Genomic DNA, 21,494 nt, shown 5'->3' with positions numbered 1-21,494 from the left:
TGGCGGCTCACATCATTTGCCCGCGCCTGTCGACGGCACGCAGGTGAGGACCAGTGAACTGCCGTTGCCCGCTTCGGCGCTCAACATCGCGCGATGAAACTCGCGGCGATCGCACGACCACGCGGCCGTGAAATCGCGCGCGCACGACGCGCGTTGCTTTGCATCGAGCCGTGCGTTCACGATGTAGCGACAGGTCGCGCGGTCGTTGCAGTGCTTTGCGAGGTCGCGCGTGGCGTTGCCTGATGCCGCGCCGCAATTCGCGCCGTATGTGCCCGATTCGATGCGGATGTGTTGCGCTTGCGCTGCGATGCTGAAGACGGAAGCCGCAACAGCGGCGCCCACGAGCAAGCCGGGTTTTCGCGCCATGACGTCTCTCCCACCATGCGTTTCGCAATCGCGCCAGCACCGAAACGACGATGCGGTCGCAACGCGCGCCGCCGAACTCGAATAGCGCCGGACCCAACTTTTCCACTTCGTCCGCAAGCGATTCGCGCAACAGCAGTTTCGAGATTCAGCCGTGCGTGCGCGTTTTGCGCACGGGTGGGAAATGCTTTTTGCCCGATGTAAAGCTCAGACGCCTGAATTGCTCGCGCTTGTGTTCTTCCTCGAAGTGCGCGACGGAAGGCTTCACAAGATCGCTGCGGGACACGACGCCGAGCAGTTGCATCGAATCGCGATCGACGACGACAGGCAGCCGCTCCAGTTCGTGCACGGCAAGACGCGTCGCAACGAGGCGGCAGGTTTCGTCGGGCAGCGCGACGACCAGCGACTCGCCTTTCAGCAGGTCGGCGAGGGGCGTATCGAGCGTGTGCGGCGTCGCGCCTTCGCGCACTGCGTCGAGCATCGCGCGGTCGACGATGCCGAGCACCGCGCCGCTCTCGCGCACGACGGGATATGCACGCCGTTTCTGCGTCGCGCCGAAATAGGCGGCGAGCGCGTCGCCCACGCTGAGCGTGCCGTCGATCGAATCGGCCTGGTGCGTCATCACTTCGTCGACGTAATGCCGTTCGAGCGGATCGACGCCGTACTCGCGATAGATGTGGTAACCGCGCCGTGCGATTTTCTCGGTCATGATCGAACGCTTCATCACGACGGTCGCGAAGCCGTGCGCGACCAGCGTCGCGGCCAGCAGCGGCAGCAGCGCGTTGCTGTCGTGCGTGAGGCCGAAGGCGAACATGATGGCCGTCAGCGGCGCGCCGAGCGTGGCGCCGAGCGTCGCCGCCATGCAGACGAGCGGCCACAGCGCGGGCTCGTTGCCGGGCAGCACGTGGCCGAGCACGGTGCCGAGCCCCGCGCCGAGCATCAGCAGCGGCGCGAGCACGCCGCCCGACGTGCCGGAGCCGAGCGCGATCACCCACATCACCGCCTTCACGACGAGAATCGCCACCGCGACCTGCAACGCAATATGTTGATGCAAAAGATCGCCGATCACGTCGTAGCCGACGCCGAGCGCGCGCGGCTCGATAAAGCCGCCGATACCCACCGCCAGCCCGCCGATGGCAGGCCACCACATCCAGTGCAGCGGCAGCTTGTGAAACAGGTCTTCCGTCTTGTAGAGCGCCGCCGACAGGCCCGACGCGAGCGCGCCCGACAACAGCCCTGCGATCACGCACGAGACCAGCGAGATAGCCGTCGGCGGCGCGGTTTGAAGCGCGAACAGGGGATCGGTGCCGAACAGGATGGCGCGCGCGAAACCGGCGACAGCGCAGGCCAGCGCGACGGGCAAGAAGCTGCGCGGCCGCCATTCGAACAGCAACAGTTCGACGGCGAGCAGCACGGCGGCGACGGGCGTGCCGAACACGGCCGTCATGCCCGCGGCGGCGCCCGCGACGAGCAGCGTCTTGCGCTCCGCCGACGTCACCTTCACGCACTGCGCGATCAGCGAGCCGAGCGCGCCGCCCGTCATGATGATCGGGCCTTCCGCGCCGAACGGGCCGCCGCTGCCGATCACGATGCCCGACGACAGCGGCTTGAGCACGGCAACCTTCGGCGACATGCGGCTCTTGCCGAACAGAATGGCTTCGATCGCTTCGGGAATGCCGTGCCCGCGGATTTTCTCCGAGCCGAAGCGCGCCATCATGCCGACAATCAACCCGCCGATCACAGGAATCACGATCACCCACGCGCCGAGCGTATTCGTTGCAGGCGAACGGTCGGCGAACGAAAAGCTGCCGAAGAAGAACAGGTTCGTGAACAGATGAATCAGGCTCAGCAGCACGAACGCGGCCAGCGTGCTGAGCAAGCCGATGCCCGCCGCCAGCGCCGAAATGCCGGGCAGCCGCGAGTTGCTGGAAAAGTCCCGCTTGTGAGAGTTGTCGCGCATGAGTGCTGTGTCGAATGCGGTGTCGCTTGCTGGCTAGAGGCCCGAATCAGAGATCGATTTGCGGAATCGTGAACGCGCCCTTGAGCGAGCGCAGCTCGGCGCGATGCAGTTCCGCGAGGCGCGCCAATACCTTTTCTCCCGCTTTCAGCAGATGCACTTCCACCTGGCGGCGGTCGGTCTCGCTGATTTTGCGCTTGACCAGTTCGAGCGCTTCGCAGCGCGATACCAGTGCGACGACGCCGTGATGCTGCGCCTGCAACCGCTCCGCCAGTTCACCGATGGTGGCCCATTCGCGATCGGGATAGCCCTTGATATGCAGCAGCAACAGATATTGCAGCGGCGTAATGCCTTCGCCTTGTGCGGCCTGCTCGGAGAAGCGCTCGAAGCGCCGCATCTGATAGCGAAACTCCGAGAGCTGTTCGTAGTCCGCCTTGTTCAACGTGCGTGTGAGAACTTTCATGTCGATGGCCGCGCGAGGGAAAGCAAAAAATGTATCACGAAATGATATAAATGGCGATGCCTGCGCATCGCCATTCGCAATCTTCAGGACCTGTAATGGCGGCGCGCGAGGGCCGCGCTCAGGCAGCAGGGCGCTGTTGCGCCTGACCCCTGGCTTGGGCCTGCATCTGCGTCTGCCGGTACAGACCTGCGATCAGATCGGACTGCGTGATGATGCCGACCAGCCTGTCGTGCAAATCGATCACGGGAATGTGATGGTGGCCGTCGTCGGCGAAGAGCGGCACCAGTTCGACGATCGGCGTGCTGGTCGAGACGGTGCGTACGTGCGTCGTCATGACGGTGCTGACGAGTTTGCCGTGTGTCGCGTCGCGCTTGAACAGACGCGCCGACAGCGCTTCCATCAGACGCAGGTCCGCGCTTTTCGGTTTGCTCGCGAGATCGGCGCGCGTGACGATGCCCGCCACGTGCTGGCGTTTGTCGACGACGGGCAGCGCCTTGATCGAGTGACGCTGCAACAGGTCCGCGGCGGCGCGCAACGTGCTGTCGGGCGTGACGCTGACGACGGGCGCCGACATCACGTCGCGGCATGCCAGTTCGCTGAAGGTGCGCGCGTACGCCTGCAACTGTGTTTCGCGAAACAGTGCTTCGAGGTCGTCAGGGTCGATGTCGAGCAGTTCGCCGCGCCGGTTCAGCACGGCTTCGAGGTCGGTGCGCGTGATGCTGTTGCCGGATGCGGGCGCTTGCGGCACGGACGGCGCCGCGCGCGTCGCGTGTGGATAGCGGTGGCCCGTTACCGCGTGATAGACCAGCGCCGCGCCGAGCAGTGCCGCCGACTGGATCAGGATCGGCTCCAGCACGAAGCGAAAGCCGAGCGCGTGAATGGCGGGTCCGCCCACCACGGCTGTCAATGCGACGGCGCCCGACGGCGGATGCACGCAGCGCAACGCGAACATCGCGGCGATCGCCACGCCCACGGCGAGCGCCGCCGCCGCGACGGGATCGGAAATCAGCAGCGCGGCGGCCACGCCCACTGTCGCCGACACCAGATTCCCGCCGATGATCGACCACGGTTGCGCGAGCGGACTGGCGGGAACGCCGAACAGCAGAACGGCCGACGCGCCCATCGGCGCAACCAGCAGCGGAATGTTTGCGTTCGGACCGAGCAGCAGATGCATGCTGCCGCCCGTGAACGCAATGCCGATCAACGCGCCGAGCGCCGAGCGCATGCGCTCGGGCCATTTGACGTTCATCGCGGCAGGATAGAAGCGCGCCAGCCACTGGAAAAAAGGGGAACGGGTCAAGATATTGTGCGATTAGGGGAAACGGGCAGCCGTAAATTAAGGGAAAAGCTGTCACAAAGGAAACAACTTGTCGTCATGGATATATGTCAACGTGATATAAATCCCGCCCAACGGCCACCGGGCGGACGCTAACGGGGCCTGAAAATGCAGGGAAAACCCGTAATCCATGCGCGCTGCGCTGCATCATAACGTGATATGAAATGGATAGAGCCTGGACGGCGTGCCTGCTGGCATCTGCGTTGCTCGCTGGCGCATTGCCGCATTAACGGGCATGATCGTGCCATGTGCCTGCGTCAAGCCTTCGAGGCACATGCCCAACCCACCGAAGCACATTGTGGAGACCAAGCATGGAACCCTTTGACGCCGCCAATCCGTTCGCCGAGTTCAACAAGCTGTTCGAGCAGTTCAAGTTGCCCGGATTCGACGTGCCGGCCGTGATGGAAGCGCGTCGCAAGGACGTCGAGGCCCTGATCGCCGCGAATCAGACGGCCGTGCAGGGCATCCAGGCGCTCGCGCAGAAGCAGGCCGAAATGCTGCGCGCCACACTCTCCGAACTGCAGGAGGTCGCGCAGAAGCAGGCCGCTGCCGGCGGCGTGCCGTCGGCGCAAACGGCCGAACTCGTCCAGCAGACGCTGCACAAGGCGCTCGCCGACATGCAGCAGCTCACGCAAGCCGCGTATCGCACGCAGGCCGATTCGTACGCGGTGATCGCGAAGCGGGTCGAAGAGAACGTCGAAGAGCTCAAGACACTGCTGCAGAAGAAGTAACGCGCGTTCGCCACGAGCTACAGGCTGCAAGCCGCAACGCGAGGCTCGCCGCGCGTGCGCGGCTACTTGCGCGCCGACGCCTGCGCGATCACACGATGCACGAAACGCAGCTTGTCGACGACGGGCGGCGCCAACGTGAACGGATAGCCGTCCGGCATGCCGAGACTGCGGTTCAGGCTGTTCAGCGCGTCCGTCAGCGGAAACCAGCGCTTTATCAGGTTATCGAAGCTGGCTTCCTCGACGGGTGTCTGGTCGGTCAGGGACGGCTCGTTCGGCGCGGGCGGCAGCAGCGCCAGCCCGTATGCCGTCGACGTATCGAGCACGTCGACGATCATCAGGTAGTGCGCCCACGTTTCGGCCCAGTCTTCCCACGGATGCATGGTCGCGTACGCGCTGATGTAGCTGTTTTCCCAGTCGGCGGGCGCGCCGTTGCGATAGTAGGCGTCCAGCGCTTCGCCGTAATCGGTCTGATCGTCGCCGAAGCGTTCGCGAAACGGCGCGAGCCAATGCGTTCCCGCAACCAGCTTCTCGAAGTAGTAGTGCCCCGACTCGTGGCGGAAATGCCCTAGCAGCGTTCGATACGGCTCGCGCATGTCGGTGCGGACTTGCTCGCGGTGCGCGTCATCGGCTTCGGCCACGTTCAGCGTGATGCGGCCGTTGTCGTGTCCCGTCATCACCGCTTCGCCGTCGCCCGTGTTCTCGCGGAAGTCGAATTCAAGGCCATTGTCGGGATCGGCCTGGCGCGATTCGATTGCGAGGCCCAGCGCATCGAGCGTGTAGAGCAGGCGGCGCTTCGCGGTCTCCAGCCGGTACCAGTAGAGCCGGTTGTTCGGTTCCGCGAGATTCGGGATCGTGTGCGTGAGGCGGCATGAGCGGCACAGCGTGTCGGGATCGTCGGCGGGCAGCATCCAGTTGCAGATGTTCTCGACCGCGTAGTTGTGGCATTGACGGTACAGCTTGCCTTTGACGTCGGGATGCAGGCTGCGCCACTGGCCGTCGCCCGCGTCTTCGAAGGCGCTGATTTCGGCCAGTTCCGGCACGTAACCGAGCAGCGCCGCGCAGCGCTCGCACAATACGTTCTCGAAGAACACGCGCTGGTCGCATCGGTTGCAATGGAAGGCTTTCATCGCTTCAATCCGTTTTACGTTGATGTCGTCGTTCAGCGGGCGGAGACGTCCGGCCGCCGCGCCGAGCGCCGTTTGATTTGCGGCGGTGGTCGTGGCAACCTCGACGCGCGTGGGGTTCCCGCAATCTTCATGCCGCTTCGCTATAACGTCGTGGGTCTTGCGCACATTGCGTGCGCGCACGGCCCGCCGCATGCGCTGTTTTGGTGCGCGTGGTCGGTCGCGTGGCATGCGTGCCTTGGCTTTCGAAGACCGTCGAACACCCTTCGAAGCATGGGGCCGCCACGTGACAATGCGATAGCTGCAAGCGCAGGCCCCGTCTCGTTACCGTGCTCAACGGCACAAAGCTTGCTTTTCGCGTCTGCCCCTTTATCGGCCTTTTCCGCCCAGGAGTCCGTAGTGTCCATACGTGTCGCGCTGAACCATGTCACGCATTACCGCTATGACCGTCTCGTCGGATTGTCGCCGCAGGTCGTGCGGCTGCGCCCGGCGCCGCATTGCCGCACGCCGATCCTGTCGTACTCGATGCGCGTCGAGCCGGAACTGCACTTCATCAACTGGCAGCAGGACGCATTCGCGAACTACCAGGCGCGTCTCGTGTTTCCCGAGCGCACGCCCGAGTTCAAGATCACGGTCGATCTCGTCGCGGAAATGGCCGTCTACAATCCGTTCGATTTCTTCCTGGAGCCCGCCGCCGAACAGTTTCCGTTCGAGTACGCGCCCGAACTCGCGGCCGAACTGGCGCCGTATCTCGTGCGGCGCGAGATGACGCCGCGCTTCAAGGAGTTCGTCGCGAGCATCGATCGCTCGCCGCGCGGCACAGCCGATTTCCTCGTCGAACTGAACCAGCGTCTGCAGCGCGACATCCGCTATCTGATCCGGATGGAGCCGGGCGTGCAGACGCCCGAGGAAACACTCGTCAATGCGTCGGGCTCGTGCCGCGACTCGGGCTGGCTGCTGGTCGAGACGCTGCGCCAGTTGGGGCTGGCGGCACGCTTCGTGTCGGGCTACCTGCTTCAGCTCGCGCCCGATACCAAGGCGCTCGATGGCCCGAGCGGCACCGAATACGATTTCACCGACCTGCACGCGTGGTGCGAAGTGTTCCTGCCCGGCGCGGGCTGGATCGGCCTCGATCCGACCTCGGGGCTGCTGGCGGGCGAAGGCCACATTCCCGTCGCGTGCACGCCGGAGCCGGGCAGCGCTGCGCCGATCTCGGGCGCCGTCGACCAGTCCGAAGTCGAGTTCGAGCACGCGATGTCGATCACGCGCGTGCTCGAAACGCCGCGCGTGACCAAGCCCTATACGGAAGCCGCCTGGGACCGCGTGCTGACGATGGGCGCGCACGTCGACAGCCAGCTCGCCTCGATGGACGTGCGCCTGACGATGGGCGGCGAGCCGACCTTCGTGTCGGTGCGCGACCGCGACGCCGCCGAATGGAACACCGACGCGCTCGGGCCGACCAAGCGCGGCTATGCCGTCGCGCTGATGGACAAGCTGCGCGGCCATTACGGCGCGAGCGGCTTTCTGCACATCGGTCAGGGCAAGTGGTATCCGGGCGAGCAGTTGCCGCGCTGGGCGCTGTCGCTGTACTGGCGCGCCGATGGCGAGCCGTGCTGGAACGACCCGGCGCTGTTCGCCGACGAGCGCAGCCCCGGCCGCTATACATCCAACGATGCGCAGCGCTTCATCACGCGGCTCGCCGACAAGCTGTCCGTCGACAGCAAGTACGCGCAGCCCGGTTACGAGGACACGTGGTATTACCTGTGGCGCGAGCGCCGCTTGCCCGTCAACGTCGATCCGTTCGATTCGCGTCTGGACGACGAAATGGAGCGCGTGCGGCTGCGCCGCGTATTCGATGCCGGGCTGTCGGGCGTGACGGGCTACGTGCTGCCATTGGCGCGCTCGACGCAGGGTCCGGGCTGGACGAGCGGCGCGTGGTTCTTCCGCGACGAGCGCATGTACCTGATTCCTGGCGACTCGCCGATGGGCTTGCGCCTGCCGCTCGATTCGCTGCCGTGGGTGTCGAAGGGAGACTATCCATACCAGCACGCGCACGATCCGTTTGCGGAACCCGCGCCGCTGCGCACAGCGGCGCAATTGCGGATGCAGTATGAAGGTGTGTCGTATGACGCTCGCGGCGGTGCCGGACCGGGCGTTGCAAGAGGTGCGGGCACAGGCGGACCCGGCACAGGCACGCCGCCTCAGGACCGCTTCCCCGAACGCGGCGAATCGGCCGCAGCGCTGATCCGCACGGCACTGTGCGTCGAGGCGCGCAATCCGGCGCGGGCGGCGGGCCCGAAAGTGGAGGCCGACGCGCTTGGCGATGGCCGTGCGCTGCTGCACGTCTTCATGCCGCCGCTCACCGAACTCGACGACTATCTCGACCTGCTGGCCGCCGTTGAAGCCACGGCCGCCGAGCTGAAGATGCCCGTCGTGATCGAAGGCTATCCGCCGCCGCGCGATCCGCGTCTGAACGTGCTGCAAGTGACGCCCGATCCCGGCGTGATCGAAGTCAACATTCATCCGGCGAAGAACTGGGACGAACTCGTCGATCACACCGAGTTCCTCTACAACGCCGCGCACGAAACGTATCTGAGCACCGAAAAGTTCATGCTCGACGGCCGCCACGCGGGCACGGGCGGCGGCAATCACTTCGTGCTCGGCGGCGCGACGCCCGCCGACAGTCCGTTTCTGCGCCGCCCCGATCTGCTGGCGAGCCTCGTCGCGTACTGGCACAACCATCCGTCGCTGTCGTATCTGTTTTCGGGGCTGTTCATCGGGCCGACCAGCCAGGCGCCGCGCGTCGACGAAGCGCGCAACGATCAGGTCTACGAGCTCGAACTGGCGTTCAGCGAACTGCAACGGCAGGTCGATCTGCTCGGCGGCCAGGGTAGCGCGCAACTGCCGCCGTGGATGATCGACCGCGCGCTGCGCAACATCCTGATCGACGTGACGGGCAATACGCACCGCGCCGAGTTCTGCATCGACAAGCTCTATTCGCCCGATGGCCCGACGGGCCGCCTCGGCTTGCTCGAACTGCGCGGCTTCGAAATGCCGCCGCATGCGCGCATGAGTCTCGTGCAGCAACTGCTGTTGCGTGCGCTGGTCGCGAAGTTCTGGAAGACGCCGTACACGCAGCGACTCACGCGCTGGGGCACCGGGTTGCACGACCGTTTCCTGCTCGGCACGTTCGTGCAGATGGATTTCGACGACGTGCTCGCCGATCTGCGCGGCGCGGGCTACTCGTTCGACAGCGAATGGTTCGCGCCGCACTTCGCGTTCCGTTTCCCGGCTATCGGCGAGATGCACGCGAACGGCCTGTCGCTGACGATCAGCGGCGCGCTGGAACCGTGGCACGTGATGGGCGAGGAAGGCGCGGCGGGCGGCACGGTGCGGTATGTCGATTCGTCGGTGGAGCGGCTCGAAGTGAAGGTGCTGGGGCTCAACGACAATCGCCACGTGGTGAGCGTCAATGGCGTGTCCCTGCCGTTGCAGCCGACGGGCCGCATCAGCGAATTCGTCGCGGGCGTGCGGTTCCGCGCATGGGCGCAGTCGTCGTCGCTGCATCCTACGATAGGCGTGCACGCGCCGCTGACGTTCGATGTCGTCGATACCTGGACGGGTCGCTCGATTGGCGGATGCCAGTATCATGTCGCTCATCCGGGCGGACGCAACTATCAGACGTTCCCGGTGAACGCGTACGAAGCGGAAAGCCGGCGACGCGCGCGCTTCTTCACGACGGGCCACACGCCGGGGCCGCTCGTGACGCAAGCGCCGCCGCGCAGCCTGGAGTTCCCGTTCACGCTGGATTTGCGGCACTGGTAAGCCGCCGCTGAAACCGTAAGCCCACAACGACAGACTCGCGACGACATCTTGGCTCTTCAATCGACCTTTCCGTTCGAAGCGGCAACAAGCCATCCCGACGCGCTCGCGCTGTTGCGTTCGCTGCCGCTGCTCGACGTGCGCGAGGGCCATTGGGACGAACTGCGCGATACATCGGGCGCGCTGCGCGAGCCGTGGCGGCGTTTTTTCGAGCTGCTCGGCGAGGAAGGCATCGCGGGCCTGGAGCCGGGCAGCGCCTCGATCGCCCAGCAGGTGCGCGACAACGACATCACGTACAACGTCTACGCGGATAAGGGCGAGCCGCGTCCGTGGGCACTCGACCTGCTGCCGTTCATCATCGCCGAAGACGAGTGGGCGCATATCGAGCGCGGCGTGAAGCAGCGCGCGCAACTGCTCAACGCGATCGTCGCCGATGTGTACGGCCCGCAGAAACTGCTGCAGCAATGCAAGCTGCCACCCGCGCTCGTCTACGGGCACCCCGGCTATTTGCGCGCCGTGAAGGGCTTCACGCCGCCGGGCGGCCAGTTCCTGCAGGTGGTCGGTGTCGATCTGGCGCGTGCGCCCAGCGGCGAGTGGACGGTCGTGTCGCATCGCACGGAAGTGCCGTCCGGCCTCGGCTATGCGCTGGAAAACCGCATGATCGTCTCGAGCGTATTCGGCGACGCGTTCCGCGAAATGCGCGTGAGCCGCCTTGCGCCGACGTTTTCCACGCTGATCGCGACACTCGCCGAATGGGCGCGCGCCACGATGCGCGACGGCAAGAAGGACAGCGCGCCGCATATCGCGCTGCTCACGCCGGGGCCGTTCGCGGAGACCTATTTCGAGCATGCGTTTCTGGCGCGCTATCTGGGCGTGACGCTCGTCGAAGGCAAAGACCTGACGGTGCGCAACGACATGCTGTATCTGAAGACGCTCACGGGGCTGGAGCGCGTGCACGTCGTCGTGCGTCGCCTCGACGACGCGTTCTGCGACCCCGTCGAACTGCGCGCCGATTCGACGATCGGCGTGCCCGGGCTGTTGCAGGTGATGCGCGCGGGCAATGTGATCGTGTCGAACGTGCCGGGTTCGGGTTTTCTCGAATCGCCAGCCATGCATGGCTTTTTGCCGGGCATCGCGCAGACCTTGCTGAACGAGCCGCTGCTGCTCAACGGCGTGTCGACGTGGTGGTGCGGCGAAGACGCCGCACGCGAGCATGCGTTCGCGAACATGGACGAGGCCTTCCTGCAACCGACATGGCCCACCCGAACGCCGGACGGGCCGCCAGGCATCGCGCCCGGCGCGCAGCGGCTCGACGCGTGGAAGAGCCGCATCGAGCGCGCCCCCGATGCGTTCACGATCCAGCAGCCGCTGCCGTATTCGTGCACGCCGCGCTACGAAGACGGCACGCTCGGCAACCGGCCAAGCGTGCTGCGCGCCATCGCTGTGGCCGACGCGAATGGCAACTGGCACGTGCTGCCCGGCGGCTTCACGCGGCTCGCGGGGGAGCGGCAGTCGTCGGTGTCGATGCAGTTCGGCGGCAGCAGCGTCGATACATGGGTGCTCTCCAGCCATCCGAATTCGACCTTCACGCTGTTGCCTTCGCCGCTCAAGCCCGCGGATCTCGCGCGCAAGCATCGCACCGTGTCGAGCCGCGCGGCGGAGAACCTGTTCTGGAGCGGCCGCTACGGCGAGCGGGCGGAGAACAACGTGCGGCTGTTGCGGCTGATTCTCGGCTCGCTGGAAAGCAACGGCGCGGACACCATGTTCGGGACGCTCGCGGAACTCGCGTTGCAATACGGCCTCGTGCAACCGGGCGATGTCGTGGCCGGCCAGTCGCTGCGAGCGTTCGAGCGCACGCTGGTCGCTAATCTGCACGAAAACACGGGCGCATACAGCATCGGCCAGAATCTCGCGAGCCAGGCGCGCGCGAGCGGCGAAATACGCGGCCGGCTGTCGAACGATCACTGGCGTATCACGCTCGCCGCGCGCAACGACTTCCGCGACGCGCTGCACGAACTGACGCCGGCGGCGGCCGTGTCGTCGAATGCGTCTTCGCGCGGCAAGGCGCGCTACAACCGCGTGTCGCTGATGAACGCGCTCGAACATCTTTCCACGCAACTTGCGGCGATCAGCGGCGCACAGGGCGACCGCATGACGCGCGACGAAGCATGGCGTCTGATGTTCGCGGGCCGGCATATCGAGCGCGTGTGGGCGATGACGTCGATATTGCGCGTCGTCGCGACGCAGCGCCAACTGGCGACGCCCGCCGCGTTCGATCTGCTGCTGCAACTGTTCGACAGCACGCTGACGTACCGTTCGCTGTATCCGGGGCGCCTCGAAGTGCCCGCGCTGATCGATCTGCTCGTGATCGAGCCGACCAATCCGCGCGGACTGTACGGCGTGTACGCACGGCTGTGCTCGAAGCTCGACGATATTTCGATGGCGGCGGGCAACACGCGCCATCGGCGCTTCAACGACATGCTGCCGGACGTAAGCACGCTGCCGTCGCTGGAACAGTTGTGCACGACGGACGGCAGCGGCCTGTACGCGGAACTGATCGCACTGTGCGACCGCCTCGCGATGAGCATGACGGCAGCCGCCAACGAAATCAGCGCGCGCTACTTCAGCCACGCGAACACGCTGGCCGCGCAGGTGTCGTCATGAAAGACGCGCAGACGCTGCTGTCCGTGTCGCATCGCACGACCTATCACTATTCGACGCTCGTCGAAACCGCGCAGCATCTCGCGACGATCCGTCCACTCGCATGCTCGTGGCAGCGCGTGGTCGCGCATACCGAGCGCATCGAGCCGTCGCCTTCGTATCTGCATAGCCGCATCGACGCATTCGGCAACGACGTGCTGTATTTCGCGCTCGACGCGCCGCACGAACGCCTGCAAATGGTCAGCGAAACGACCGTGCAGCTCACGCCGCGCTGGCGCGATCTCGATCCCGACGCCACACCCGTGTGGGAAGAGGTGGCGGAAGCGCTGCGGTTTCGCGCGGGAGGCGTGTGCGATCCGCAGGTGGAGTTCCGTTTCGCGTCGCCCAACGTTGCGCTCAAGCCAACGTTACGCGACTATGCGCTGCGCAGCTTCCGCCCCGGCACGCCGATCGTCGCGGGCGCGATCGATCTGATGCATCGCATTTACGCGGATTTCGACTACAAGCCGTCCGCAACGATGTTCGATACGCCCGCCGAACGCGCGTTCGATATGAAAAGCGGCGTCTGCCAGGACTTCGCGCAGGTGATGATCGGCTGCCTGCGCGCGCTCGGCCTGCCCGCGCGCTATGTGAGCGGCTATCTGCGCAACGATCCGCCGCCGGGTCAGCCGCGGCTGATCGGCGCGGATGCGTCGCATGCGTGGGTGTCGGTGCATTGCCCGCAAAGCGGCTGGATCGATCTGGATCCGACCAACGACGTACTCGCCGACATGGACCACGTGACGCTCGCAATCGGCCGCGATTACAGCGACGTCTCGCTGCTGCGCGGCATGATTCTTGGCGGCGGTGCGCATCGCGTCGAGGTCGCCGTCAGCGTGCTGGCGCTCTGAGCAACAATGAATTTCAGCTGGCGCAGCGCATCGCCATTTGACAGCGTGCATACGCACATATAGACTTCCTTCCCATGAGCAAGCCTATTTCTCACGACGATTGCAACTGTTTCGCGCTGCGCCAGGCGGCGCGGTTCGTGACGCAGATCTACGAACGCCATCTCGGCCAGGTTGGCCTCACGGCGGCGCAGTTCACGATCGTCGCGAAGCTCGCGCGCAAGCCCGGCCTGACCATGGTCGAGCTGGCCGACACGATGGTGATGGAACGCACCACGCTCGTGCGCGCGCTGAAGCCGTTGCAGCGCGATGGTCTCGTGCTCAGCGAGCCGTCGGAGCACGATGGCCGCACCTATCAGTTCAGCCTGTCGAAAGCGGGCAAGGAAACGTTCGAGCAGGCCGCTATCGCATGGCGCGCGGCGCAGGACGAATTCGAAAGCAAGTTCGGTCGCAGCCGTGCCAAGGCCTTGCGCGCTGAATTGTTCAATCTGACCTCGTAATCCGGTTGTTTTTTTGCGCGGTGTATCGCGCGTTCGACAAAATCGATTCAATGGTGTGCATATGCACGTAGAAACAGACACGGAAGACATACAGGTTTCGCCCGACGACGACTGCTTTGCGATCCGGCAAGCGGCGCGCTACGTGACCCAGCTTTACGACCGTCATCTCGGTCAGGTCGGGCTGAAAACCACGCAGTTTTCGATCATGTGCCGTCTGCGCCGCCGCAAGTGGATGACGATGAAGGAACTCGCCGACTCGATGGTGATGGAACGCACCACGCTGGTCCGCGCGATCCAGCCGTTGCAGCGCGACGGGCTCGTGTTCACGGAAGCGTCGCGCAGCAATCGCCGGGTGCTGACGGTGATGCTGACGACCGCGGGCGAAGAACGGTTGCAAGCGGCGCGCGATCACTGGTTCGCGGCGCAGGAAGAATTCGAGCAGCGTTTCGGACCGCAGCGCGCAGCCAATCTGCGAGAAGAGTTGTTCGACATGACGAAGCGCTAACGCTCACGATTTCACGCAACAACGCGGGCGCTTTCAGGCGCATTTTTTCAACGTTTTCCGGTGCATACGCACATATAGCCATGTCTACCACTCCCTCTATTGCTCCGCCGAGCGTCGCCGGCGCCGCGAAACAGACGCGCAGCATTCCGTGGATGCTGCTGGCGGTGATCACCGTCGTCGTCGTGGTCGCGGCGGCCGCATCGTACTGGTTCTTCGTGGGCCGCTTTGTCGAGACCACCGACGATGCCTACGTGGGCGGCGACGTCACCGTGCTGGCGCCGAAGGTGAACGGTTTCGTCAACGACGTGCTGGTGCAGGATAACCAGTACGTGAAAGCGGGGCAGGTGCTGATCCGCCTCGACGCGCGCGATTACGATGCGCGCCTCGCGCAGGCCAATGCCGAAGTCGCGAGCGCGGAAGCCGCCGTGACGGAACTCGAAGCAAAGAAGTCGCTGCAACTCGCGACGATCAACGAGCAATCCGCCCAGGTGCGGGCGTCGGGAGCGGAACTCACGCGCAGCGCGTCGGATGCGGTGCGTTACCGCGAGCTCGTGAAAGACGACGCGGTGTCGAACCAGGTCGTCGAGCGCGCCGACGCGGACCTCGCGAAAGCGCACGCCGCCGTGGACCGCAGCAGCGCCGCGTTGACGGCGGCGCAGCGGCAGTTGCCCGTGCTCGATGCCCAGATCAACGATGCCCATGCCCGCGTCGCGACGGCCATGGCGGCGCAACGTGTCGCCGCGCTCAACGTCGAGTACACGACGATCCGGTCCCCGATCGACGGCTATGTCGGCAATCGCACGGCACGCGTGGGCGTGCTGGCCAATGTCGGCGTGTCGCTGCTGACGGTGGTGCCCGCTAGCGGACTGTGGATCGACGCGAACTTCAAGGAAGACCAGTTGAAGAAGATGAAGGTCGGCGACACCGTCGACGTCGATCTGGACGCGTCGAGCCATCGCATCGAAGGCGTGGTCGAGAGCCTTGCGCCGGCGACGGGTGCGACCTTCAGTGTGCTGCCCGCGGAGAACGCGACGGGCAACTTCACGAAGATCGTGCAGCGCGTACCTGTGCGCGTGCGGCTCTCGGTGCCGAAAGAGATGCAAGGCGTGCTGCGCCCCGGTCTCTCTGCAACCGTGAAGGTGCATCTGCGCTCCGACGCGGAAGCAGGCCACGACGCAGCCCGCTCGGCTTCGTAACCCACGGACGCCGCGACCATCATGAGCAAGACGACATCCGCCCCCGTGAACCCGGCCGATCTGCCGACGGGAACCAAAGTCTTCGCGTTTTCGCTGCTGTGCCTCGGCTTTTTCATGGCGACGCTCGACATCCAGATCGTGGCGTCGTCGCTGAAGGATATCGGCGGCGGCCTGTCGGCGAGCCAGGACGAACTCTCCTGGGTGCAGACGGCCTATCTGATCGCCGAGATCATGGTGATTCCGATGTCGGGCTGGCTCACGCGCGTGTTCTCGACGCGCTGGGTATTCGCGGCCTCCGCATTGGGCTTCACCGTCACGAGCATGCTGTGCGGGCTCGCATGGGACATCAACTCGATGATCCTGTTTCGAGGGCTGCAAGGCGCGGCCGGCGCCGCGATGATCCCCACCGTGTTCACGACCGCCTTCATGCTGTTTCCCGGCAAGCAGCGGATCATCGCCGCAACGACGATCGGTGCACTCGCATCGCTCGCGCCGACTATCGGCCCTGTGATTGGCGGCTGGATCACCGACCAATGGTCGTGGCACTGGCTGTTTTATCTGAACCTCGTCCCCGGCGTGCTCGTCACGGTGCTCGTGCCGCGCTATGTCAACGTCGATCACGCCGATATCTCGCTGCTCAAGACGGGTGACTATCTGGGCATCGTGCTGATGTCGGGCTTTCTCGGCTGCCTCGAATACGTGCTGGAAGAAGGGCCGCGCAAGAACTGGTTCGGCGACAACGCGATTCTCTTTTGCGCGTGGATCTGCGTGATCTGCGGCTTCCTGTTCCTTGTGCATGCGTTCACGGCGAAAGAACCGATCGTCGATCTGCGAGCGCTCGCGATTCGCAACTTCGGTATCGGCAGCCTGTTGTCGTTCATCACGGGCATCGGCCTGTTCTGCACGGTGTTCCTGACGCCCGTGTTTCTGTCGCGTGTGCGTGGCTTCGATTCGCTGCAGATCGGTATCGCGCTGCTGTCGGTCGGTTGCGCGCAACTGGTCGCGCTGACGGCGTACTCGTTTCTTGCACGCCGGGTCGACATGCGTCTGCTGATGGTGTTCGGGCTGACCTGCTTCGGCGTCGGCTGTTACCTGTATGTGCCGCTGACGAACCAGTGGGGATGGCATGAACTGCTGATTCCGCAGGTGCTGCGCGGCGTCGGGCAACAGTTCTGCGTGCCGCCCATCGTGACGATGGCGCTCGGTTCGCTGCCGCCTGCGCGGCTCAAGTCGGCGAGCGGCCTCTTCAATCTGATGCGTAACCTGGGCGGTGCGATCGGCATTGCCGTGTGCAGCACGATGCTCAACGACCGCCTGAACCTGCATTACGAACGGCTCGACGAACACGTGACGGCTGGCCGCCCGGTGATCGAAGCGATGCTGCGCAATCAGGCCGCGCACTTCTCAGCGGTCGGTGGCGACATGCTCAACGGCGCGTCGGCGGGTCTTGCATCGCTGCACTCGCTGCTGATGCGCGAAGCGCTCGTGCTGACGTTCTCCGACACGTTCCTCGCGGTCTCGCTGTGCTTCGCAGTGGGCCTGATCAGCGTGCTGTTCTCGCGGCCTTTCGGTCTTACCGCGCCGCCGCCGGACGCTCACTGAACCCGCGCACCGAACCACGCGAAAGCCATCAACACATTCGATGATTGGAAGACCCGACATGAAAACGATCGTAGCCAAAGCGCTCGCCGTTGCCGCCGCCATGACGCTCGCCGCGTGCGCGGTGCAGCCTGAGACGCACGCGGACTTGCCGCAGACCGTGAAGACCGTCGCCCCGGATGCATGGAGCGTCGACGCGCCGAAAGACAGCGTGGACGCCGACCAGTGGTGGTCGCAATTCGGCGATCCAGCCATGCACAAGCTCGTGGACATCGTGCTCAACGACAACCTCGACGTAAAGGCCGCCGTCGAGCGCGTGAAGCAGGCGCAGGAGGTCACGAAGCAGCAGCGCGCAGCACTCGCGCCGCAACTCGATGCGGGCGCGACTGCCGTGTACGAGCGGCAGAACACGCCGCCGCCGCTCGGCTATGTGAAGCAGGCGGGCATCGGCTTGACGGCATCGTGGCAGCCCGATGTATTCGGCGGCGAACGTCTTGCGGTGCTGGCGGCGCAGGCGCAGGTGTCGGGGCGTCAGTCGGCGCTGAACGAATTGCGGCTCGCGCTCGCTGCGAGCGCAGCCGCCGCGTATATCGACTTGCGCTGGGCGCAGTCGCAATTGCAGATCGTCAACGACAACGAGGAAATCCGCGCCCGCGCGCTGAAGCTCACGCAACAGCGCCTGAAATACGGGCTCTCCACGCAACTCGACGTGGCGCGTGCGCAGAACCAGTTGCAGGATCTGCAGGCGCAGCTTCCGAAGATCCGGTCGGACATTCAGCACGACATGAGCCTGATTGCGGTGTACTCGGGACGCACGCCGGAAAGCGTCGACAGCCTGCTGCTCAGCGAGGCGCATCCGATTCCCGTGCCCGCGCAAAGCGTGCCGCAGACGCTGCCGTCCGAAGCGCTGCTGCGCCGCCCCGATGTGCGTACCGCGTACGCCACTGTCGAGCAGCGTGCGGCTGAAGTGGGCGTCGCGCGAGCGGACCGTTATCCGAAGTTCAATCTGAGCCTGAGCGACGGCATTCTCGCGTCGTCGTATCTCGGCATGCCGACCTTGACGGACAACCTCTTTAGCGCGGCGTTGAACGCGACGAGCCCGATCTTCAACGCGGGCCGCATTACCGCGCATATCGAGCAGAACGAGAGCCGCATGCGCGAATCGCAACTCGGCTTGCAGCAGACGATGCTGAACGCGCTGAAGGAAATCGAGGACACGCGCAGCGATCTCGTCAACGGCGGCGCGCAGGTAGAGAAGCTGGGCGGCGCGCTCGGTGCGTCGGGTCAGGCGTTGAAGCTTTCCACCGAGCTGTACAAGGGCGGCGCGTCGAGCTTCCTCGATGTGCTCGATGCGCAAGAGGCGTATCTGCGCGACGCGGAATCATTGAATCAGGCGAAGCGCGAGCATGCGCAGGCGGCTGTCGCGCTGTACCGGTCGCTTGGCGGCGGCTGGGACGTGCCTGCTACTAGCGATGTCGCGAAGGCGAAGGCATCGACGGATGTCGCGGCTAATTAAGGCGAAATGAAGCGGAATGAAAGTGCCTCGTTGGCGCGAGGCACGCAAGCGTAGTCCTTCAACCTGAGGAATAGCGATGAATGCTCGCGATATTGTGATTGCCCATCCCGTCCGCACGCCGATTGGCGCATTCGGCGGGTCGTTGAAAGAAGTGCCCGCCGTGCAGCTTGGCGCGGCTGTCGTGCGCGAGACGCTGCGGCGCGGCGGGATCGACGGGAAGGCGTTGTCGTCGGTGGTGATGGGCAACGTCGTGCAGGCGGGGAACAAGATGAACCCTGCGCGCCAGGCGGCGATTGGCGGCGGCGTGCCCGTGTCGGTGCCCGCGCTGACGGTGAACCGCGTGTGCGGATCGGGCGCGCAGGCGATCGTGTCGGCGGCGCAGGAGATCGCGCTCGGACTCGGCGACGTAGCCGTCGCAGGCGGCATGGAGAACATGGACCGTGCGCCGTATCTGCTCGAAAGCGGACGCTGGGGCAGCCGCATGGGTAATGCGCAGGTGCACGACAGCATGCTGCGCGACGGCCTCGTCGATGCGTTCTCGAACGAGCACTCCGGCTGGCACACGGAAGACCTCGTGAGCAAGGCCGAACTGACGCGCGCCGCGCAGGACGAATGGGCGGCGCGTTCGCAGCAGCGCTTTGCCGCCGCGCAGGAGCGGGGCGTGTTCGATGCGGAACTGGTGGCGGTCGAGATCGCGGGGCGCAAGGGCGCGGTGCAGTTCGCGCGCGACGAACAGCCGCGTCCCGACACGACGATTGAGACGCTCGCGAAGCTGCGCCCCGCGTTTCGCCCCGATGGCACGATCACGGCGGGCAACGCGCCGGGCCTGAACAGCGGTGCGGCGGCGATGATCGTCGCGGGGCGCGACTATGCGGAGGCGCATGGCCTCGAAGCGTCCGCGCGTCTGGTTTCGTTCGGCATCGCCGCCGTCGAGCCGGGCATGTTCGGCCTCGGCCCGGTGCCCGCCGTGCAGATCGCGCTCGAACGCGCGGGCTGGAAACTCGGCGACGTCGAACGTGTGGAGATCAACGAGGCATTTGCTGCCGTGCCGCTTGCCGTCGCGCAGAAGCTGGGTCTTGCGCTCGACATCGTCAACGTCGAAGGCGGTGCGATTGCGCATGGCCATCCCATCGGCGCAACGGGCGCGGTGCTCACCACGCGCCTCATTCATTCGATGCGCCGCGATGGCCTCAAGCGCGGCATCGTGACGTTGTGCATCGGCGGCGGGCAGGGCATTGCGCTCGCGCTGGAAATTGTCTGACGCGGTTTTCGTGGTCGTTTTGATGCCCGCAGCGGTGCACGCAAGCCCGCTGCGGGCATCGTCGATTTGCGACATACTGCATGCGCGTGGCGTAGGCCACGCAAATGGACCCATGGAGGAGCAATGCGAATTCTCGTAGTAGGCGCGGGTGCTGTCGGCGGGTACTTCGGCGGGCGTCTTGCACAGGCGGGCCGCGACGTCACGTTTCTGGTGCGCGAAAAGCGCGCTGAAGAACTGCGGCACTTCGGGCTGGTCATTAAAAGTCCGCGCGGCGACGTGACGTTGCGCGACGTGAAGACCGTGCTCGCGAATCAGATCGCGCAGCCTTACGATCTCGTGCTGTTGAGCTGCAAGGCGTATAACCTGGACGACGCGATTGAATCGTTCGAATCCGCTGTTGGCGAATCGACGATGATTCTGCCCGTGCTGAACGGCATGCGCCATATCGACGTGCTCAAGCAGCGATTCGGCGCGACGAAGGTATTGGGCGGGCAGTGCGTGATTGCCGCGACGCTGAATCGGGAGCGCGAAATCGTGCATCTGAACGACATGCATGCGATCGGCTTCGGTGAACTCGGCGGTGGACTGAGCGAGCGTGTGCAGGCGGTGGCGTCGGCGTTTGAAGGTGCGGGCTTCGATTCGACGGCGTCTGACAACATCCTTCAGCAGATGTGGGAGAAGTGGGTGTTCCTCGCGACGCTTGCGGCCAGCACCTGTTTGCATCGGGCCGCGATTGGCGACATTCTGAAGACCCCGGACGGGCGCCGTGTGATCGAAGGCATATTGGCCGAATGCAAGGCGGTGGCCGCGGCGAACGGTCATGCCATTGGCGAGGCGTCCAATGCGCGTGCGCAGACCATTCTGTTTGCGGATGGCTCGGCGTTGACTGCGTCGATGTTGCGGGATATCGAAGGGCAGTCGCGGATCGAAGCCGATCATATCGTTGGCGATCTGATTGCACGCGGCGGCGAGGCGCAGAAGGAGGGCGTGCTGTCGTTACTGCGTATCGCGTACAGCCATCTGAAAGCTTATGAGGCGAGGGCGGCGCGGTTATCCGCGTAACGACGCGCAGGGGCCGGAACACGACGAAGCTGAAGTAGAATCGACGGCACTGAATCACGCGAGGTGGACCATGCCCACTCCCCAGGGATCGGTGGCAGCGCTCTGCACGGCTTCCGCGACGACGTTCTCGATCGGTATTATCTTTCTTGGCTATTGGGGTCTCCAGGAAGGAGGAGACTGGACGCTTGCCGACAAGTTCGTTGCTGGGCTCGCGATTGTTGGGTTTGCGTTTCTCGGGCTCGTGCCGTGGGTGGCGACCAGTCCCGTCGAGCCTGATACGAATGATAAGAAAGTGCGCTCCGCGCGGGGGATGTTTCTGGTTGGGATGATTGCGGTTTGGTTGTCGATTGTTGTGTCGGTTGTGTTTTGATTTTTTCTTCTTCTTTTTCTTCTTCTTTGTCTGCGACCGTGGGTTGGGTGTTACTGGACTTTGCCCTGGCATCCGCCGATTTATGTTTTCGCTGGCATCCGCGATTCGTTAGCTCGCTTCACGCGTCGCCCCTGTGCGGGG

17 protein-coding genes and 1 pseudogene are annotated in these 21,494 nt (G+C 64.9%); 12 read left to right on the top strand and 6 right to left on the bottom strand.

The window, feature by feature from the left end:
• Positions 1–12 precede the first annotated feature (12 nt).
• The 5 genes and pseudogenes from KFO72_RS28450 to KFO72_RS28435 form a co-directional block, all read right to left on the bottom strand.
• A complete protein-coding gene (locus KFO72_RS28450) occupies positions 13–366 on the bottom strand; it encodes a hypothetical protein (protein ID WP_225033515.1) in 354 nt (117 codons plus the stop codon).
• Positions 367–391: 25 nt separating this feature from the next.
• Positions 392–508, bottom strand: a pseudogene (locus tag KFO72_RS42355) (RNA polymerase subunit sigma); the annotation flags it as partial.
• A 3-nt stretch (positions 509–511) separates the two neighbouring features.
• Positions 512–2,323, bottom strand: coding sequence for a chloride channel protein (locus KFO72_RS28445; RefSeq protein WP_224099457.1), 1,812 nt, complete (start codon positions 2,321–2,323; stop codon positions 512–514).
• Positions 2,324–2,369: 46 nt separating this feature from the next.
• On the bottom strand, positions 2,370–2,783 hold the full coding sequence (locus KFO72_RS28440; RefSeq protein ID WP_036000194.1) for a MarR family winged helix-turn-helix transcriptional regulator: 414 nt from the start codon (positions 2,781–2,783) through the stop codon (positions 2,370–2,372).
• Between the two features lie 118 nt (positions 2,784–2,901).
• Entirely contained in the window at positions 2,902–4,083 is a 1,182-nt protein-coding gene (locus tag KFO72_RS28435) for an HPP family protein (protein WP_412101804.1), read from the bottom strand.
• A gap of 347 nt (positions 4,084–4,430) precedes the next feature.
• Here KFO72_RS28435 and KFO72_RS28430 point away from each other — a divergent pair, with 347 nt between their 5' ends.
• Positions 4,431–4,850: a phasin family protein gene (locus KFO72_RS28430; protein WP_054932842.1), complete on the top strand. Its 420-nt coding sequence runs from the start codon at positions 4,431–4,433 to the stop codon at positions 4,848–4,850.
• A 62-nt stretch (positions 4,851–4,912) separates the two neighbouring features.
• Here the strand turns inward: KFO72_RS28430 and KFO72_RS28425 are convergent, their stop codons facing one another.
• Positions 4,913–5,977: a putative zinc-binding metallopeptidase gene (locus tag KFO72_RS28425; RefSeq protein ID WP_054932866.1), complete on the bottom strand. Its 1,065-nt coding sequence runs from the start codon at positions 5,975–5,977 to the stop codon at positions 4,913–4,915.
• 396 nt (positions 5,978–6,373) lie between these two features.
• Between KFO72_RS28425 and KFO72_RS28420 the strand changes: the two genes are divergently transcribed.
• The 11 genes from KFO72_RS28420 to KFO72_RS28370 all read left to right on the top strand — a co-directional run bounded on the left by KFO72_RS28420 (position 6,374) and on the right by KFO72_RS28370 (position 21,353).
• Positions 6,374–9,799, top strand: coding sequence for a DUF2126 domain-containing protein (locus KFO72_RS28420; protein WP_225033514.1), 3,426 nt, complete (start codon positions 6,374–6,376; stop codon positions 9,797–9,799).
• Between the two features lie 48 nt (positions 9,800–9,847).
• Positions 9,848–12,460, top strand: coding sequence for a circularly permuted type 2 ATP-grasp protein (locus KFO72_RS28415; RefSeq protein WP_225033513.1), 2,613 nt, complete (start codon positions 9,848–9,850; stop codon positions 12,458–12,460).
• Positions 12,457–13,347, top strand: coding sequence for a transglutaminase family protein (locus tag KFO72_RS28410; RefSeq protein WP_054932839.1), 891 nt, complete (start codon positions 12,457–12,459; stop codon positions 13,345–13,347). Before KFO72_RS28415 ends, KFO72_RS28410 begins: the two co-directional genes overlap by 4 nt.
• Before the next feature lie 74 nt (positions 13,348–13,421).
• Entirely contained in the window at positions 13,422–13,844 is a 423-nt protein-coding gene (locus tag KFO72_RS28405; protein ID WP_007747272.1) for a MarR family winged helix-turn-helix transcriptional regulator, read from the top strand.
• A gap of 61 nt (positions 13,845–13,905) precedes the next feature.
• A complete protein-coding gene (locus KFO72_RS28400; RefSeq protein ID WP_054932838.1) occupies positions 13,906–14,349 on the top strand; it encodes a MarR family winged helix-turn-helix transcriptional regulator in 444 nt (147 codons plus the stop codon).
• Positions 14,350–14,429: 80 nt separating this feature from the next.
• Positions 14,430–15,545, top strand: a complete 1,116-nt coding sequence (locus KFO72_RS28395; RefSeq protein ID WP_054932837.1) for an HlyD family secretion protein — start codon at positions 14,430–14,432, stop codon at positions 15,543–15,545.
• Positions 15,546–15,566: 21 nt separating this feature from the next.
• On the top strand, positions 15,567–17,147 hold the full coding sequence (locus KFO72_RS28390) for a DHA2 family efflux MFS transporter permease subunit (protein ID WP_054932836.1): 1,581 nt from the start codon (positions 15,567–15,569) through the stop codon (positions 17,145–17,147).
• A gap of 58 nt (positions 17,148–17,205) precedes the next feature.
• Positions 17,206–18,660: an efflux transporter outer membrane subunit gene (locus KFO72_RS28385; protein ID WP_062916133.1), complete on the top strand. Its 1,455-nt coding sequence runs from the start codon at positions 17,206–17,208 to the stop codon at positions 18,658–18,660.
• Positions 18,661–18,736: 76 nt separating this feature from the next.
• The gene (locus KFO72_RS28380; RefSeq protein WP_062916134.1) at positions 18,737–19,921 is read left to right on the top strand and encodes a thiolase family protein; all 1,185 of its coding nucleotides are present in this window, start codon (positions 18,737–18,739) and stop codon (positions 19,919–19,921) included.
• A 123-nt stretch (positions 19,922–20,044) separates the two neighbouring features.
• Entirely contained in the window at positions 20,045–20,983 is a 939-nt protein-coding gene (gene panE / locus KFO72_RS28375) for a 2-dehydropantoate 2-reductase (RefSeq protein ID WP_054932833.1), read from the top strand.
• 70 nt (positions 20,984–21,053) lie between these two features.
• A complete protein-coding gene (locus KFO72_RS28370; protein ID WP_054932832.1) occupies positions 21,054–21,353 on the top strand; it encodes a hypothetical protein in 300 nt (99 codons plus the stop codon).
• Positions 21,354–21,494: the final 141 nt, after the last annotated feature.

The sequence above is a fragment of the Paraburkholderia sp. XV genome, from assembly GCF_020177535.1.
Taxonomy (GTDB): Bacteria; Pseudomonadota; Gammaproteobacteria; order Burkholderiales; family Burkholderiaceae; genus Paraburkholderia; species Paraburkholderia caribensis.
The sequence above is the reverse complement of the archived record's forward strand: the minus strand, read 5'-3'. Positions and strand labels throughout refer to the sequence as shown.